Genomic DNA, 16,010 nt, shown 5'->3' with positions numbered 1-16,010 from the left:
ATACTCAGCAGTTACGAATAATTTTTGGAGGAATAGCATGAAACGAATTATCCTTACCGGCGGAGGCACTGCCGGACATGTAACCCCGAACATTGCCCTTGTTCCGAAACTGAAGGAAAAAGGTTATGATATTCAGTATATTGGTTCTTATGATGGTATCGAGCGAAAGCTCATTGAAGATCTGAAGATTCCCTATTATGGAATTGCATCCGGAAAACTCCGCCGTTATTTTGATATTAAGAATTTCAGCGATCCCTTCCGTGTAATCAAAGGATACGGACAGGCCGTCCGGCTGATGAAAAAACTGAAGCCCAGCGTTGTCTTTTCCAAAGGAGGCTTCGTGGCGGTTCCCGTTGTCATGGCAGCGAAGCATTGTCATATTCCGGTCGTGATCCATGAATCCGATCTGACTCCGGGTCTGGCAAACAAGCTTTCCATTCCCTCAGCCACCAAAGTCTGCTGCAACTTTCCTGAGACCATCAGCCACATTCCGGATGGTAAAGCAGTTCTGACCGGCTCACCGATCCGTCAGGAGCTTCTCAAAGGAAACAGGCTGAAAGCTCTTGACTTCTGTGGTTTCACCGCTGACAAACCGGTACTTCTGGTCATCGGCGGCAGCCAGGGTTCTGTCATCGTCAACGATTCCATCCGCGGAATCCTGCCGGAGCTTCTGAAAACCTTCCAGGTCATTCACCTCTGCGGTAAGGGAAAACTGGACCCCACCCTGAATTATATGGATGGATATGTTCAGTACGAGTATATCAAAGATGAACTGGCCGACCTTTTTGCTCTGGCTGACATCTGCGTATCCCGTGCAGGAGCCAACGCCATCTGCGAGCTCCTTGCTTTAAGAAAACCAAATCTTCTGATTCCTCTCTCTGCCAATGCCAGCCGGGGCGACCAGATTCTGAATGCAGAATCTTTCGAGCGCCAGGGCTTCAGCATGGTATTAAGCGAGGAAGAACTGGCACCGTCCATCCTGCTCCCGGCCATCCAGAAACTGTATGACCACCGCAGTGACTATATCGCCGCCATGGAGAAGAGCCAGCAGGGCGATGCCATTTCCACCATCATTCAGCTGATCGAGGATGCCTCTTTATGAGGCATCCTTTTTCATCTTCTGTCTGCATCAGAGCAGATCATATTTGTCCTTGAACTTCCTGCGGATGTATTTTCTTGCGCGATAAAGCTTCGCACGAAGAATCTCCGGTGAAATTCCAAGCCGTTCTGCTGCTTCTTCCTGTGACAGTTCTTCGACACAGACAGCCCAGACAATCTGATACCAGCTTTCGTTCTTTTTACGCAGAGCCGTCAGGACTTCCGTATAAAAAGCCTCCCGATTCAACCGCTCCACAACATATTCCGCATTATCCTGCGAACAGATATGCACCTCTACCTCAGGCGCATCAATGTTTTCAAAACCTTTTCTTCTCTCAATCTTTCTGAAATAATCGATGATCTCATTTTTACAGCAGGTAAGCAGCCAGGCCTTTACCATTTCCTCTGAAATCACATCCATATGCTCATAATATTTCAAAAATACCTGCTGTGTACATTCTTTTGACAGCTCCTCATTGGAAAGCCGTCTCTTTGCGTACCAGAAGATAAGATCTCCATACCTGTTATAGGTATCCGTAAATCTTTCATTCTTTTTCATCAGTTGCTCTCACTCCCTGTTTATTTCTGCCTCCCGGATTTATCAATCAATCCGCAAATGCTTTTAAGATCTCTTCCCTTGTTTCATCAGTCAGTGTTCCCGGTGCCCATGTAACGCCTGCGCCATCTCCCTCATAACGCGGGATCAGATGGATATGGAAATGGAATACGGTCTGTCCGGCGGCTTCTCCGTTATTCTGAACCACATTGACACCGTCACAGTGCAGCACTTCCATCATCTTGGCTGCCATTTTCTTGGCAAGGATAAAGGCTTTCGCTGTTACCTCTTCCGGGAGCGCAATCACATTTGCATAATGCTCCTTGGGAAGAATCAGCGCATGTCCCCTGGTTGCGGGACCCAGATCCAGGATTACTCGAAAATCCTCATCCTCATACAGGGTTGCAGACGGAATCCCTCCATTTGCGATTTTACAGAAAATGCAGTTCTCATCTTTCATTGTTCTACCTCTTTTCCGCTTTTTCAGCTGTTATGAAAATTTTCCCTTACCTTTTTATGGTAAGTCTTTTGTAAAATTATGTCAATGAAATATGTTTGCTATTTTCCGTTTTGAATGCTAGACTTTTTTCATGGAGGTTGTGATTTTATGAAAGAAAAAGAAAGAAAAATTCAGAAATTGAAAGAGGAACATCACCTGGCCCTTTCCCGGATCTCTCATGAGATCCGAAATCCGGTCACACTGATCAACAGTTCCATGCAGCTGATCGAAGCAGAACATCCGGAAGTCTTAAGTTTTGACCTCTGGGACGATATGAAAAAAGATATGCTTTTTCTCCGGAGACTCCTCGACGAGCTCTCCGGCTACAATAACGGCGAAAAGATCCACCCGGAGGCACTGGAGCTTTCTTCCTTTCTAAGAGAGATCGCTTCCAATGCCAGACTGCTCTCACCCGACCCGAATATCCGTTTTTCAACCCGTTTTCCCGAAGAACTCCCCACAATAAACGGCGATCCGGTAAAGCTTCGCCAGGCCATCACGAATCTTCTCCGGAACGCTTTTGAATCCGGGGCAACGGAGGTTCTCTTTTCCTGCCTTTGCGATAAAGACGGGCTTGTGATCCAGGTGACGGATAACGGCATCGGTATTTCCCCGGAGATTCAGGATGAGATCTTTACGCCCTTTGTCACCCACAAGAAGAACGGTACCGGCCTTGGTCTCCCGCTGGTTCAGCGGGTCGCCAGAGCTCACGGCGGTGACATCACTTATTCTTCCGGGAAAGAGGGAACGACCTTCAGTTTCCGTCTTCCGACCAGTATCGCCGCCAGCACAAAGCCTGCTGCCATACCGCCCAAGTGCGCCATATAGTCCACACCGGTTGACACGAAACCATCTGCCAGCGTCAGAAGCGCCATAACTGCCAGGCGCTGGCCGCTGGTCCCCGGGAGTTTTCCCCGATGGCGCACCACCAGGAACACCAATGCGCCCACCACAGCGAAGATCGCTCCGGAAGCTCCTGCCGATATCGCATAGTTTCCGGTAATCATTTCCTTTGCGAGGGAAAGGAGGTTTCCTGCCAGTCCTCCGAGAAAATAGATCAGGATAAAACGGAATTTTCCGATCATTTTTTCCAGCAGATCCCCTAAGAAAATCAGCGTCAGCATATTTCCAAAGAGATGCTCGATGCCAAAGTGCAGAAACATGGACGTAAACAGCCGGTAATACTCCCCATTTTCCAGGATCAGCGGCCCATAAGCCGCTCCGTGCGCCAGCATGTAAGCTCCATTTTCCGTATTGCCTCGGAAATCCATCACAAAAAAGATCAGAATGTTGACCACCACCAGCGTCAATGTGATCTTTCCCCTCGATCTTAGAAAATCCCGCAGTTCATCCATTCTTTCATCTCCAAACATTTCAGTTTTGAACGGTACTTCCTGTGCTGTCTGAATGAAAATAGAAACGCCGCCCGGAAAAACTGATCTCCGCTCCGTCCAGGAGCTTTTTCTTTTCTCCTTCTTCCAGCCGCAGGCCGTCCAGAAAAGTCCCGTTTGTGGAACCTCTGTCCCTGAGATACCAGTCTTCTCCGCTTTTTTCCAGAGAAGCATGGATTCTGCTCACCGAAGGATCCTGAAGAAAAATGTCTACCTGCTCTTTCTGTTTTCCCACGGTCATCCGTTCCCGGTCGAGAACGATATTTTCCTGCTTTCCGGGATCCATACTCACAAGAACCGGATATTTTTCCGGCACCGGACTGCCAAGGAAGACCGTCTTGTCTCCATCTTCTTTTAGCTCCTGTTCCCACAAAAACACTTCCTCCTCCGGGGAGGTGGCTTTCTTTGCCGGCTTTTTCTGGAAAACAGTCGTAAAATACACCAGAAGTCCCATACACAGAAACAGAATACCACCTGCCTGGATGAAATTCAACCCCTGACAAACCACAGCCCAGACTGCCGCCGCAACAGAGGCCGTCATTCCGATGAAAACCTGAAGGAACTGCTTGCGCCGCCCCCGAAACTCTGCGCGAAATTCTACACTTTTTCTGCCCTTGCTTTTTTTCGGTCTGTTTTCGATATTTTTATCCTGCTTTTTTCCAAAAAGACGCTTCTTCTTTTTCTCTGCCGCCCAGGCCTCTCTTCTTGCTTCGGTGTTCCGTTTCTCTGGCTTCTCTCTCTCGACAGTTTTTTCTGTATTCTCTGCTTTTCCCTCACGGAGAATTGTTTTTTCCACAGGCCTGCTCTCCGCACGCCCGGCAGCCGGACGCGCTGTTTCTTCCGAAGCTCCCTCTTCCACTTCGATATATTCCAGCTCTTCCACAGGCTTTTGTCTTTCCTCCCGCGGAGCTGTCTGGCGCATCTTTTCCGGGGATTTTTCCCGTGACTTCCTGACTGCTTCTTTCGCCGCCCGCTCGTGAACGCTCTCCAGAATTTTCCCAATGCTGAAATGTTCCTCCGCCGACCGGCTGTAGATATCATACCCCCAGAGCACCGCCTCCTCCTGGCTGTGATCCAGTCTTTTTAAGATGTATTCCGCCAGCTCCCGGAAATCCGTTTCCAGACTTCCATCATAAAAAGGCAGATAGCAGAAAAAGAATTCTCCTGTCTCCGTATCCTGAAAAATATATTCCGGCTTTAAGATAAACTGTTCCATAACCAGAAGATAACGCCCCGCCTCATCCATGGCCTTTTCCAGGCCGCCGAGAAGCTTTTCGATATCTTCCTTTCCCATCAGGCGGCGCTCAAACACGCTGGTCATGGGCTGTTTTTCCGTGATATCGTAATAAAACGCCCGGCTTCCATCCACCATCCGCATCTTACACGGAAGGAGCCCATAGATGGGATTCACCAAGAGCATACGGATCTGATACTCTCCTCCCTCCGGTTTCCCCGGCGCTTCCAGGATCATATAATCGTTGTCTTTTTCTTTTCTGTAGGAAGGTTTCATTCCTTCTTCACCTGCCTTATCGCTTTTTTCAGACTGTGCATACGGAAAATGGTTTCCGACGGTTTCTGCCGTTCCAGCACAAAACGCCCATGAACCGAATCCGCCAGAGAAAAAACACGCTTTCCAAAGGGAAAGGCCGGCACCGCCGCCTCCGCTTCCACGGAAACTTCTTTTTCCCCAAGGGAAACTCCTTCTGTCTCCTCACCGATAAGGAGAGCCGTAAGGGCTTTTTCTATTGCTTCCCCCTGCACATTTCCCCGAATCATCATAAAAAATCCAAGATAGATCACGCCCACAAGAAGCGGAATCAAAACGCCCATGAGAAGGGCCGCCTCCACGGTATAACTGCCTTTTTTCATCCTTATCCTCCGTACAGAAAGAAACTCAAAGCTGAACCGGCCAGCAGAAATGGCGCAAAGGGCAGGCGGTAATTTCTCTTTACCTTCCGGGAAATCAGAAGACTTCCGCTCACCAGCGCTGAGATTCCGAGGGCCAATAGAAAGGCCAGGAAGGAAAACCGTAAACCCAGAGACATTCCCATGACCACCACCAGCCAGCCGTCTCCGTACCCGATCTCCTCCCGGGTGACAAAGGCCAGAAAAAGCAACGCCAGCCCAAGAAAAATTCCTCCAAACCAGCCGCCCAGAGAAACGCTTCCTTCAAAGAGCTGAATCACAGTTCCCAAAGCTCCCATCAGGATGAGAAGCCAGGAGGAAATCTCCTGCTTTTGAAAGTCCTGCCAGCTGACCACCGCCAGAAACAGAAACCAAACCAGATATGAAAGTCTCATTTTCCACCTTCCTCTCTCTTTTTCCGGAAAGTTATCCACATTTTGAGCAGGCTTTCCACCCACTGACTGAGGATAACGGAACCTTCTGGGCCGTCCGCTTCAAAGCGCTGCAGCTTAAGGAGCCATGATAGCGATTGCCGTAGTGCGTATAATAGACTGTCGGCGAGGGATGGGCTCCGTAGCAGCTGCAGGCATAATATTTGGAACCGTCCGAGCTTCTCTTGCGGTCCATCTCCGCCACAGAGGCAGAGAGGACCTTCACCTTGATATAGCTGCAGTCCGGATCCCGGTGATAGACGCTGCCGTTTAAGGCCACATAGACCATCTCTCCTTCATTCTCATCCCCGTCTCCACTTCCATTTGAGGGCGATCTTCCCGTCCAGGCCCGTACCCGACCTCTCTCCAGAAATTTCAGCCCTCGAAGCCTGTATACAGGAATCGGAAGCTGAATCCTGCTCATCACTCTTAAATCTATGATATCTTTATTCGAAAAATCCGAAGTCACCAGGCTGACTTTCACATTTTCTTTCAACAAGGTCTCACCTAGTTCTGCTTTTTTCAGAATTAAATTCTTCGCATAGACCGCGGTCAGCGCCCCACCTACGACCTCGCCCACACCGGTTCCCTTCTCCTCCTCAGAAGTGCCTCCGTAGATTCCGTAGGAAAGCAGCGCCATCTTTCGGCCTGCCTCGTGGATTCCGCCCACCAGCCGCACCTGAACCACCGACACCTCAATGAGATACAGTGCAGCCAGGACAGCCCAGAGAAACAACGGCAGGATGCAGGCAGCCTCCACCGTAAGTCCTGCTCTCAGAGGGGGAAGGAAGAATGTTCTTCTGCCGGAGCCAAAAACATTCTGCGGGGATAAGGCTGCCGGGAGAGCCTTTTTCTCCTTTCTGTCGTCTGCAGCCTGTGAGACGTTTTCTTTTCCTTGTAAGAACATTCTTCCTTCCCTCCCTGTCTATGGTAATTCTGCAACATACTGTGTCAGAAATCTTCCTTCCGCGCAGCACATCAGCTGATTTCTGCTAAATCTCATAAATAAACTTCCCCCGGGTATGATAATTCACTGCACCAAGCCCTGTTTTTAAGAACGCCTCTGGCAGCGCAGCAAACACCGGACTCAGTTCCCACTCCGCTTCCGCCTCCAGTCCCGCAATACAGTGATCAATCTGAAAATGACCCATTCCCTCTTTTTTCCGCAGATTACACTCGATGAGATTCAGCGCCCGCATGGGATAGCTCTTTTTCTTTCCTGTGAGAAAAAGCATCTGAAGATAGGCCTCGTAGTCCAGTCCCTCCCCCGCTTTTTCCTTACAGGAAGCGAGGACTTCCGGTAGTTTCCCCAGGTTTTCTAGCGTCAGCTGAAAGCTCTCCTTTGTCTTTACCGCCGGGACCTTTCCTCCTGCCAGAAGAATCCGTACGTCCAGAAGACTCTCCCCATAAGCCCAGGCTGCCAGAAGGGCTGCCGTCAGAGCGGTCGTCACACCGGGAGCCCCTCCCGCAATAGCTGCTGCCAAAAGTTCTGCACTGTGGCGCATCTCCCCGTCCGCCAATATATAGACAAAGTTGACACCTTCCCGCAAAAGAAGCAGTTTATTCACAGTCGCTTTCAGATTCTTCTCATCACTTTCCTTCCCGCAGAGAAGATACTCCAATTCATAGGAAAGAGCCGTCTCTTTCTCCTCCGTATCCATAGCGCTGGAAAAATGACTGAAAAGATACTCCTGAAAAATCCCGTCGCCGATGAGACCACTGCTTTCCCGTTCCCAGCTGAGATCGCCTTTTTCCCGCTTTCGCTCCCCGGCAAGCTCCTTTTTCACCAGTTCCTTCATGGAAACAGAAGATGGATCTTCGAGAACCAGCCCCAGAATCCCCATCTTCTTTACCTTTTTGATCAGATCCAACGGATTATCCGGCTTTTCCTGCACAGCGGGAAGAGCGCTTCCATCCGGATCCATTGGCACAACACTCCCATCATCTGCTCCGGAGTTTCCCCCGGCAGCTTTTTCTTCCTCTCTCTGCGCCGCTTCGGCTTCAATAAGCGCTTTCTCTGCTTCCTGCTCCTGCTTTTCGTAATCCTTCTGGTTTTTCTCCATCTCCTGGGACTTTTTCCGGGCTTCCAGAAACTCTGCTGCCAGCTCTGTCCCGGCGGCGCTCTTTAAATTCTGCACAATCTGGTCCCGGAAGACCCAGCCGTCCTCGTCAGTGAGAAGCAGTGTCCGTAAGATGCTGCTCCCCTCCGTCCGTACCGGAAACAGCGTATTTCCGGTCAGCATGGTTCCACGGGTGGGCTCGATGTTATACTTCATGAAAAAATCCAGCCTCTCCGAAAGCTTTTCCTTCTGAAAATCTTCGCCCCCATAAGATGCGTCCACTCCGAAGACCTCGTACTCCTCCAGAAGATCTCTCTCATATTCTCCAAATACAGAGAAAATCCCCAGATCCAGCACGGAAGCAGCCTTTGCTCTGGCTCCCTGCACCCGTACGGACTCTGCCATGGCCGAAATCAGAGCCAGAAAAAGCACGGTAAGAACACTGAAAAATACGGTCATCGACCCTCTGTACGCTCTTTTTTCCGCCATGGCTTCCTCCTTTCCCATCAGATGCCGTTGCTCTGATTTGTGATCTTCTTGAAAATATTGTTTACCAGTTTGGTCAGCTGATTTTTGAAAATCACTACGAGACCGATCAGTACCACAAGAATCAGAATGATCTCCACCACACCGACTCCGTCTTCTTCCTGCAAAAACATTTTTACATGATCCATATGACAAACCTCCTTTTTCTTATCCGGCCAGCCTTTAAAAAGACAAAATCGCCGGAACCATCAGTATCACAATCACCAGAATAAGCATGAGCAGCATCGGAAGCAAAAGCTTCGTACCGGCCTCTTCTCCCAGCTTCCTCGCCAGGCTCTTCCTCTCTTCCATTCCATTTTCCGCCTCCTGTTCCAGAAGCTCCACCAAGCCGCGGGAGCCTTTTTTCAGGTTTTGGGAGAGCAGCGAACCGAATTTCAGATAATGAAGATTTCCGCATTTCTGCCCAAATTCCTCGTAAGCCGCAGCCTCGCCCACTCCCTGCTCCATCTCGTAGCAGGCGAGAAGCATCTCCTCGTAGGCGTAATGGACTTCTTTCCCGTTCTGGTCCCTATAATGAAAGGCAACCTTGCCGAAAGCTCCCCGGATGGTCATTCCTGCCTCCAGAAGCATACTCATCTTGTAAAGAATCACCGGATAATCGAGAATCATCTGCTGTTTCCGATGTTTCTCCTCTTTTTTCAGTTCCCGGTCGTCCTTTCCGTAGAGGTACCAGAGTCCCACCGCCAGCAGAAGAAAGCCCACTCCAAGTGGTGAATCCTCCCTCGTTCCCCAGCGGATGGGGGTTCCTTTCCAGCTATCCGGAAGAACCATCTCTTCCGCTTCCCGGGTTTTCTCTCCGTTTTCCTCCGCTTCCGCCTTCAGCTCCACTGCTTTTTCTTCCAGTTCAGTCCGCTCCGGCGGCAGAAGCTTCACCGGAAATTCCCGGATCAGCTCTTCTTTTTCACAGGTCAGCGTCACCTTTACCGTAGCCAGAATCCCTTCTTTTGGTGGTTCGCTTAGGAAACGGCCGGTATCGTCTATATAATCCGGCGGGTCCACGGACCAGACTGCCGTGACGATCCCGTCACAGAAAGAACCAGGAAAAACCAGATTCTTCCGCACCGCTTCCAGCGACTCATTTTCCCCGAGAATCTGCTCTTCCAGATGCTCAAGAACCCCCTGGAAAATCTTCTGAACCTCCTCCGAAGAATATTTCCGTTCCCCCACACTGAGGGAAAGATCCACGGTCTCTTCATCAGAAAATCCCACGGTCAGCTCTGCCTCCAGATTTCCTTCCCCATACCCCGGCCTTTCAATCGACGGCCGCTCCAGCCAATGCACTTCCCCCTGAAAACCCAGAGCCAGAAACCCGAGAAAAATCAGGCCGCCGAAAAGAAACATCAGCATCCTTGAAAACTTTCTCTCATAATAAGCTTGCAGCGTTATCGTATTTTTCGTTGTTCTAAGCATCTTTAAGCTCGCCGCGTTCTGCTGTCCCTGCTTCCCCACAAGAAGCCCCGGAAAACGCCTGACAAGCCACTCCCCAGCCCGGTCAAAGGGCTCTTTCCACCGTTCATACTTCAATTTCCACAATCCTCCTTCCCCAGAAAAAAGCTGCCAGGTAAAGACCCAGACAAGCCGTCATAATGAAAATCCCCAGCTTGTTATGATAAAGACCTTCCAGAAATTCCGGCGATCCCAGGTCCACATAAGCCAGAATGAAAAACGGAACCGCACTCATAACCTTCTGCTCCATTTTTTTCGCCGCCAGGCTGATCTCGATCTCCCTTCGTGTCTCTGTCTTCCGGGTGATATTGTCCGCCGTACTCTGGATAATCTCCTTTAGATTTCCTCCGGAACGACGGGCCACCTGAAAGATCTCCCCGAAATTTTCGATATCCTCCAGACCGCTTCGTTTGCCAAGATCTGCCCAGAGCGTCTCCATACTCTGGTTTAAGTTCCGTTTCCGCTCCATCTCCCGCAGCTCCTCCGTAAAAACGCCATCCATCCCATAGACCTTTTCCGTCTCTTTCAGGGCTTCCCCCAGCGCATTTTCCATGGAATAACCTGCGTCCAGAGCGCTGGCTATCGCCCGGATCCCTGTGAGGAACTCCGTCAGAAGCTCCTCTCTCCGCTCTTTAATACGCTTTTCCCGGCTTTTCTTCAAGAACACCGGAAGTCCGGCAAGAAAAGGAAGCACCGCCCAGAAGGAATGATAAAAAAGCCAGCTCACCAGCCCGCAGAGCCCCAAATAACTCAAAATCAGTTTCGCCTTCTCTTTCCCGGAAAACTTCCAGACTCCATAATCTCTCTCCATAGCCTCACCCTCACATCTTTTCCAGTACAATTCCCGCCCGGTTCAGCTTCTCCACATGGAGAAGCTCCTGTTTTCTGACAAGAACCCCCATCGGTTGTTCTTTCGTCTCCTCCAGCTGAAACAGGGTCCGCTCCGTGATTTCTCCAGAAGCCCTGTCATAGCCGGTGATTTCAACGATCTCCATCACCTTCCGGCTCCGGTCCCTCATTCTCCCAAGATGAATCAGAATATCCACCGCCGAGGCAATCTGTCGCCGGATGGCAGAAAGAGGAAGCTCCATCGCCATGAGAATCATGGTCTCAAGTCTCGAAAGCATATCTCTCGGGCTGTTGGCATGGCCGGTACTCAAAGAACCGTCATGGCCCGTATTCATGCTCTGAATCATATCCAGGGCCTCCTCGCCCCGGACTTCTCCCACCACGATCCGGTCCGGCCTCATTCGTAAACTTGCCTTGATGAGATCCCGGATCGTCACGGAATTTTTCCCTTCCGTATTGGCCTGTCTGGCCTCCAGCCGGACCAGATTTTCTGCCCCCTGGATCTGAAGCTCCGCATTGTCCTCGATGGTGATGATCCGCTCCTCCTTCGGAATAAAATCGGAAAGCGCATTGAGAAATGTGGTCTTTCCAGAGCCGGTTCCCCCGCTGATGAAAATATTGTAGCCGCTTCTGACCAGCGCTCTGAGAAAAGCCGCAGCCTCTGTTGTGACAGCGCCAAGCTCCACCAGCCGATCCATATGGATCGGATTTTTCGGGAAACGCCGAATCGTGATGACCGGCCCGTTTAAAGCCACCGGCGGAAGCACGAGACTGACTCTGGAACCGTCCGAGAGCCTGGCATCCGCCACGGGCACAGACTCATTGACGATCCGGTTGCAGCGGCCGGCGATCTGCTGGACCATATCCTCCAGTTTTTCCTTCGAGGTGATCTTCTTTTCCCAGCAGAGCAGGCGGCCATTCCGTTCCAGAAAGATGCCTTCTGTCCCGTTGACCATGATCTCCGTGACCGAATCATCATCGATGAGTTCCTGAAGAATATCCAGTTTCCGGATGCTGTTGAAAAGTTCGGTCCGGAGCGCCTCTTTTCTCCTGAGACTTACATAGCGGTTCCGTGTCTCTTCCAGAATCAGATCGTCAATCTGCCGGTAAATCTCCTGGTCTTCCACCTCCCGTGTCTGATCCAGCCGTTCCCTGAGTTTTTTTCGCAGGTTCAGTCCTTCCTGTTCCCATTCGTCCATCCTGTTCCTCCCTGATGAGCTGTCTGGTAAAGTCTCCCAGCTCTCCCCAGACCAGCTGTTCCATATATGCTTTCCCTTTTCCGCTTCCGCTCACGAAGGGAAGGGAAAATTTTTGCGTTTTCTCCAGTACATTCAAAGCGTTCTGCTGCTTTAACACCCTCTCGTACTGCTCCAGCTTTGCCGCCGCAATCTCATCCCCGGATACCGGCATAAAGACCTTCGTGCAGAGCTTCAAGAGCTCCGTGATTCCGTTCACCGCCGACCCGATATCCAGCAAAAGCACATCATAAGCACTGTATTCCGCCAGATCCCGGATCAGAGAAGTCCACTCCCCCGGCGAAATGTTCCGAAGGTCCTCGGGACAGAAAGCCGGCGGAATATAGTCCAGCCCTCCCAGATGGCGGATCAGGCTTCCCATCCGGTAGACCAGATTACCGCTCCCCAGCCGGGCAAAATAGAGAAGATCGGCTAGATCTGCCTCATATTTTTCCTCCAACAGGGTCTCAAAACCCGCATACTCCTCCAGATTCAGATAGAGCACCTTATGCTCCCGGGCCCGGATCTGCCCGTAAGTAAGGGCCAGAGAAGTCTTCAACGAGCGGCCCACCGGCGAATAGATCCCGATGATCTCCACCTTCTTTTTCAGCATGGCGGCCGGGGCCGGAACTGCCTCCACCGCATAGTAATTCATGACCTCCGCGATCAGCTGGTCCGAGGCCTGATATTTATAAATGCAGGGGTAGTCCGAGAGCTCCTTTTTCTTTTCTCCTTCTGACAAAATCATGATTTTCCCGATGGAAAGCTTCAGAAGCTCCCCGCACATGGCGGCGGCCGAGATCAGAAGCAGCTCGATATGCCTTTCCCTGGCATAGGAAATCAGACTTTCCACGTTGGTAAAGGCCTGAACCTCAAAAGACATCCCCTGCCTCTCGTCGATGGCCTCCATAAGATTGTAGGCATAGGAAGCCTCAAGATCACAGACTGCAAAAATACTTTTCTTCATAAACTCCTCCTTTTTAAAGCCAGCCCGCCGCAAAGAACCAGACGCTCAGAGCGATTGGTACAGAGAGCGGAAATTCCCCGTCTTTTTCCCCTTTTCGGCGGTAGGGCTGCCATTCTTTTCCCTGGATATAAGAAGACACATAACCGGCCAGATACTGAAATCTCCGGATCAGATTTTTTCGATAAATCATAAGAAATAAAGACAGAATGCCCCCGAAAATCAGGGCACAGACCAGACAACGAAAAAGATCACTGATTCCCAGGAAGCCGCCCAGAGCCGCCAGAAGCTTGATATCCCCCGCGCCGATCATACGGAAATAATAAAGAATCGAAAAAAGCAGCACCGGAAAGACTGCGCTTCCGAAAAACAGGATCAGTCCAGAGCCTCCCAGACGAATCAGCTGAAAAACCGCCCCTCCCAGAAAGCCAAAAAGGATCAGAACATTGGATATGATTCCTTTTCTCAGATCCTGAAAAACTGCCGCCGTCACCAGAAGACAGACTGAAATTTTTTGGATTGTTTCCAGAAAATCACCTCTTTATTGATTTTTAAATCTGTGGATTTGTTTGCCGAACTGGCAAGATTTGTTTTTGAGATGGCTTCATTATACACGCAATGCCCACGTTTGTCCATACGCAGAAATGCACAGAAAAAGCGGGTTGGAAAACGTCAAGATTCTCCACCCCGCTCTTCTTTTTCTCTCTTTTGCACAAAAATTTACAGTCCATAACCAACGACTCCATAGAGCAGTAAAACTCCTGGAACCCCAAAGAATCCAGTGGCAGCCGCCGTCACCGGATTAATGCCCACCCACAGCGGGATATTCGCCAGCGTACAGACAAAATTCACCGCAACGATCAGCACCAGACCCACCGCCATCCGGAAAAAGAAGTTCCAGACCAGTCGTCTTATCGAAAATCTCATAAAAAATCCCCCCTGCACATTTCTATGCAAGAGGGAAAAATATTTAGAACTTAAATACTGCAACACCATAAGCCGGCAGATCGTAAGCGAAGGAATACGGTCTTCCGTCGCACTCCGACTGTACCGCCCGGTATACTTCCGGCTGCTCTTTTCCGCTTCCGCCGAACTCCGCGGCATCGCTGTTGAGAACCAGACGATACTGTTTTTTCTTCGGCACGCCTACCCGGTAATCCGGACGAGCCATGGGCGTAAAGTTGATGACAAAGAGCAGATTGTTCTTGCCATCCTGAGAATGACGCACAAAGCTGAAAATACTTCTGGTATTATCATTGGCATTGATCCACTCGAAACCCTCGTACCTCTGGTCGGAATCGTAGAGGGCTTTATTTTTCTGGTAAAGATGAAGCAGGGCCCGCACATAATTCTGAAGCTCACTGTGCTTCTCCTCAGCCAGCAGATACCAGTCAAGCTCTCTCTCCTCGCTCCACTCCCGAAGCTGTCCGAAATCCTGACCCATGAAGAGCAGTTTCTTACCGGGATGGCCCAGCATGAAGGAATAACCGGCTTTCAGATTGGAGAACTTATCGTCATAAAGTCCCGGCATCTTGTTGATCATAGAGCATTTCAGATGCACGACCTCATCATGAGAAAGCACCAGGATGTATTTTTCAGAATAAGCATAAGTCAGGGAGAAGGTCATCAGGTTATGGTTGAACTGGCGGAAATAGGGATCCAGCTTCATATATTCAAGGAAGTCATGCATCCAGCCCATGTTCCATTTCATGGAGAAGCCCAGACCGTCATCCTCCGGTTTTCCAGTCACCTTCGGCCAGGCAGTCGACTCCTCGGCAATCATCACCGTGCCGTGGTTTCTTCCCCGCACAACGCTGTTCAGATGCTTGAAGAACTCGATGGCCTCAAGATTCTTGTTGCCGCCGTAGATATTCGGGCACCACTGACCGTCTTTTCTGCCGTAATCCAGATAGAGAATGGAGGCCACCGCGTCCACACGGAGACCGTCCACATGGAACTCCTCGATCCAGTAGAGGGCATTGGCAATCAGGAAGTTTTTCACTTCATTTTTGCCGAAATCAAAGACCTTGGTACCCCAGTCCGGATGCTCGCCTTTTCTGGGATCTGCATACTCATAACAGCAGGTTCCGTCAAACTCCGCCAGTCCGTGGGCATCTTTCGGGAAATGCGCCGGAACCCAGTCAAGAATGACGCCGATCTTGTTTTTGTGGAGATAGTTCACCAGATATTTGAAATCAGTAGGTGAACCATAACGGGCGGTCGGTGCGTAATAACCGGTCACCTGATAGCCCCAGGAACCGTCAAAAGGATGCTCTGCGATTCCCATCAGTTCCACATGGGTATAGCCCATATCTTTTACATATTCTACGAGAGAATGGGCAAACTCCTGATAGCTGTAGAAACCGTCCTCGGTGTCCGGATTGTGAGGGTGCTTTTTCCAGGAACCCGGATGCACCTCATAAATGCTCATAGGCTCTTCGTCCGGATTTTTCTCGGTCCGCTTCGTCATCCAGGTATTGTCTGTCCAGCGGAATTTGCTGATATCCGCCACCTTGGAGGCATTTCCGGGACGAAGCTCGGAGGCGCTAGCAAAAGGATCTGCCTTATAAAGCTCCTGGCCTTTTTCCGTCAGAATATAATATTTGTAGAGACAGTCTTCCTGAACTCCGGGCACAAAAGCTTCCCAGATTCCCAGAGGCTCCAGCCGCTTCATGGGAGTCACTCCCGTGTTCCAGCCGTTAAAATCTCCGACTACATGGACGTCTTTCGCATGGGGCGCCCAGACGGCAAAATAAACGCCCTCTTTTCCCTTTCTTTTGGTCAGATGTGCGCCCAGCTTTTTGTAAATGTCATAATGGGTTCCCTGACCGAAGAGATACTGATCCAGCTCGCCGATCTGAAGAACTTCCTGTTTTTTGGCAGTTGTCCGCTTGGCCGCAGGCTTTTTCTCTGCTGCTGTTTTTGCCGCTGCAGGGGCTTTTTTTGCCATCTTTTCTTCTTTTACCGCTGCTGTTTTTCGTGTTCTTTTCTTTGTTTCTTCCATAATCCCCTTCTCCTCATACTTAGAAT

Annotated in this window: 18 protein-coding genes; 2 read left to right on the top strand and 16 right to left on the bottom strand. The window is 50.3% G+C overall.

The window, feature by feature from the left end; all coding sequences use genetic code 11:
• Positions 1-37 precede the first annotated feature (37 nt).
• Positions 38-1,102 carry an undecaprenyldiphospho-muramoylpentapeptide beta-N-acetylglucosaminyltransferase gene (locus LKD71_RS06860; protein WP_227614859.1) on the top strand — a complete coding sequence of 355 codons (1,065 nt, stop codon included), beginning with the start codon at positions 38-40 and terminating at the stop codon, positions 1,100-1,102.
• Positions 1,103-1,129: 27 nt separating this feature from the next.
• On the opposite strand, the gene LKD71_RS06855 is transcribed toward LKD71_RS06860, so the two are convergent.
• Both LKD71_RS06855 and LKD71_RS06850 read right to left on the bottom strand, forming a co-directional pair.
• Positions 1,130-1,657 (bottom strand): RNA polymerase sigma factor, encoded by a 528-nt coding sequence (locus LKD71_RS06855; RefSeq protein ID WP_227614858.1) that lies wholly within the window; start codon positions 1,655-1,657, stop codon positions 1,130-1,132.
• A gap of 46 nt (positions 1,658-1,703) precedes the next feature.
• Positions 1,704-2,114: an HIT family protein gene (locus tag LKD71_RS06850; protein WP_178044887.1), complete on the bottom strand. Its 411-nt coding sequence runs from the start codon at positions 2,112-2,114 to the stop codon at positions 1,704-1,706.
• 147 nt (positions 2,115-2,261) lie between these two features.
• Here LKD71_RS06850 and LKD71_RS06845 point away from each other — a divergent pair, with 147 nt between their 5' ends.
• The gene (locus LKD71_RS06845) at positions 2,262-2,981 is read left to right on the top strand and encodes a sensor histidine kinase (protein WP_227614857.1); all 720 of its coding nucleotides are present in this window, start codon (positions 2,262-2,264) and stop codon (positions 2,979-2,981) included.
• Here LKD71_RS06845 and LKD71_RS06840 read toward each other — a convergent pair.
• From LKD71_RS06840 to glgB, 14 genes are all read right to left on the bottom strand, one after another.
• Positions 2,879-3,508 (bottom strand): rhomboid family intramembrane serine protease, encoded by a 630-nt coding sequence (locus LKD71_RS06840; RefSeq protein ID WP_178044885.1) that lies wholly within the window; start codon positions 3,506-3,508, stop codon positions 2,879-2,881. The two genes, LKD71_RS06845 and LKD71_RS06840, sit on opposite strands and share 103 nt — an antisense overlap.
• Before the next feature lie 19 nt (positions 3,509-3,527).
• Positions 3,528-5,054: a DUF6382 domain-containing protein gene (locus LKD71_RS06835; protein ID WP_227614856.1), complete on the bottom strand. Its 1,527-nt coding sequence runs from the start codon at positions 5,052-5,054 to the stop codon at positions 3,528-3,530.
• Complete coding sequence (locus tag LKD71_RS06830; RefSeq protein WP_227614855.1) at positions 5,051-5,413, bottom strand: TadE/TadG family type IV pilus assembly protein; 363 nt, start codon at positions 5,411-5,413, stop codon at positions 5,051-5,053. The genes LKD71_RS06835 and LKD71_RS06830 overlap by 4 nt, the downstream gene beginning before the upstream one ends.
• A gap of 2 nt (positions 5,414-5,415) precedes the next feature.
• Entirely contained in the window at positions 5,416-5,844 is a 429-nt protein-coding gene (locus LKD71_RS06825) for a prepilin peptidase (RefSeq protein ID WP_227614854.1), read from the bottom strand.
• Positions 5,845-5,875: 31 nt separating this feature from the next.
• The gene (locus LKD71_RS06820) at positions 5,876-6,787 is read right to left on the bottom strand and encodes a hypothetical protein (RefSeq protein ID WP_227614853.1); all 912 of its coding nucleotides are present in this window, start codon (positions 6,785-6,787) and stop codon (positions 5,876-5,878) included.
• Between the two features lie 85 nt (positions 6,788-6,872).
• A complete protein-coding gene (locus LKD71_RS06815) occupies positions 6,873-8,429 on the bottom strand; it encodes a DUF5702 domain-containing protein (protein WP_227614852.1) in 1,557 nt (518 codons plus the stop codon).
• Positions 8,430-8,446: 17 nt separating this feature from the next.
• Positions 8,447-8,614 carry a Flp1 family type IVb pilin gene (locus LKD71_RS06810; protein WP_227614851.1) on the bottom strand — a complete coding sequence of 56 codons (168 nt, stop codon included), beginning with the start codon at positions 8,612-8,614 and terminating at the stop codon, positions 8,447-8,449.
• Positions 8,615-8,648: 34 nt separating this feature from the next.
• Positions 8,649-10,010 (bottom strand): type II secretion system F family protein, encoded by a 1,362-nt coding sequence (locus LKD71_RS06805; RefSeq protein WP_227614850.1) that lies wholly within the window; start codon positions 10,008-10,010, stop codon positions 8,649-8,651.
• On the bottom strand, positions 10,000-10,743 hold the full coding sequence (locus LKD71_RS06800) for a type II secretion system F family protein (protein WP_227614849.1): 744 nt from the start codon (positions 10,741-10,743) through the stop codon (positions 10,000-10,002). The genes LKD71_RS06805 and LKD71_RS06800 overlap by 11 nt, the downstream gene beginning before the upstream one ends.
• A gap of 10 nt (positions 10,744-10,753) precedes the next feature.
• Positions 10,754-11,980 carry a CpaF family protein gene (locus LKD71_RS06795; protein WP_178045296.1) on the bottom strand — a complete coding sequence of 409 codons (1,227 nt, stop codon included), beginning with the start codon at positions 11,978-11,980 and terminating at the stop codon, positions 10,754-10,756.
• Complete coding sequence (locus LKD71_RS06790) at positions 11,877-12,983, bottom strand: P-loop NTPase family protein (RefSeq protein WP_178045297.1); 1,107 nt, start codon at positions 12,981-12,983, stop codon at positions 11,877-11,879. The genes LKD71_RS06795 and LKD71_RS06790 overlap by 104 nt, the downstream gene beginning before the upstream one ends.
• Positions 12,984-12,996: 13 nt before the next feature.
• Positions 12,997-13,473: an A24 family peptidase gene (locus LKD71_RS06785; protein ID WP_178045298.1), complete on the bottom strand. Its 477-nt coding sequence runs from the start codon at positions 13,471-13,473 to the stop codon at positions 12,997-12,999.
• 227 nt (positions 13,474-13,700) lie between these two features.
• Positions 13,701-13,907 (bottom strand): pro-sigmaK processing inhibitor BofA family protein, encoded by a 207-nt coding sequence (locus LKD71_RS06780; protein ID WP_227614848.1) that lies wholly within the window; start codon positions 13,905-13,907, stop codon positions 13,701-13,703.
• Between the two features lie 43 nt (positions 13,908-13,950).
• A complete protein-coding gene (gene glgB / locus LKD71_RS06775) occupies positions 13,951-15,984 on the bottom strand; it encodes a 1,4-alpha-glucan branching protein GlgB (RefSeq protein WP_227614847.1) in 2,034 nt (677 codons plus the stop codon).
• Positions 15,985-16,010: the final 26 nt, after the last annotated feature.

The organism is Fusicatenibacter faecihominis, from assembly GCF_020686945.1.
Lineage (GTDB): Bacteria > Bacillota > Clostridia > Lachnospirales > Lachnospiraceae > Limivivens > Limivivens faecihominis.
This window is presented reverse-complemented; position numbering and strand designations above follow the sequence as displayed.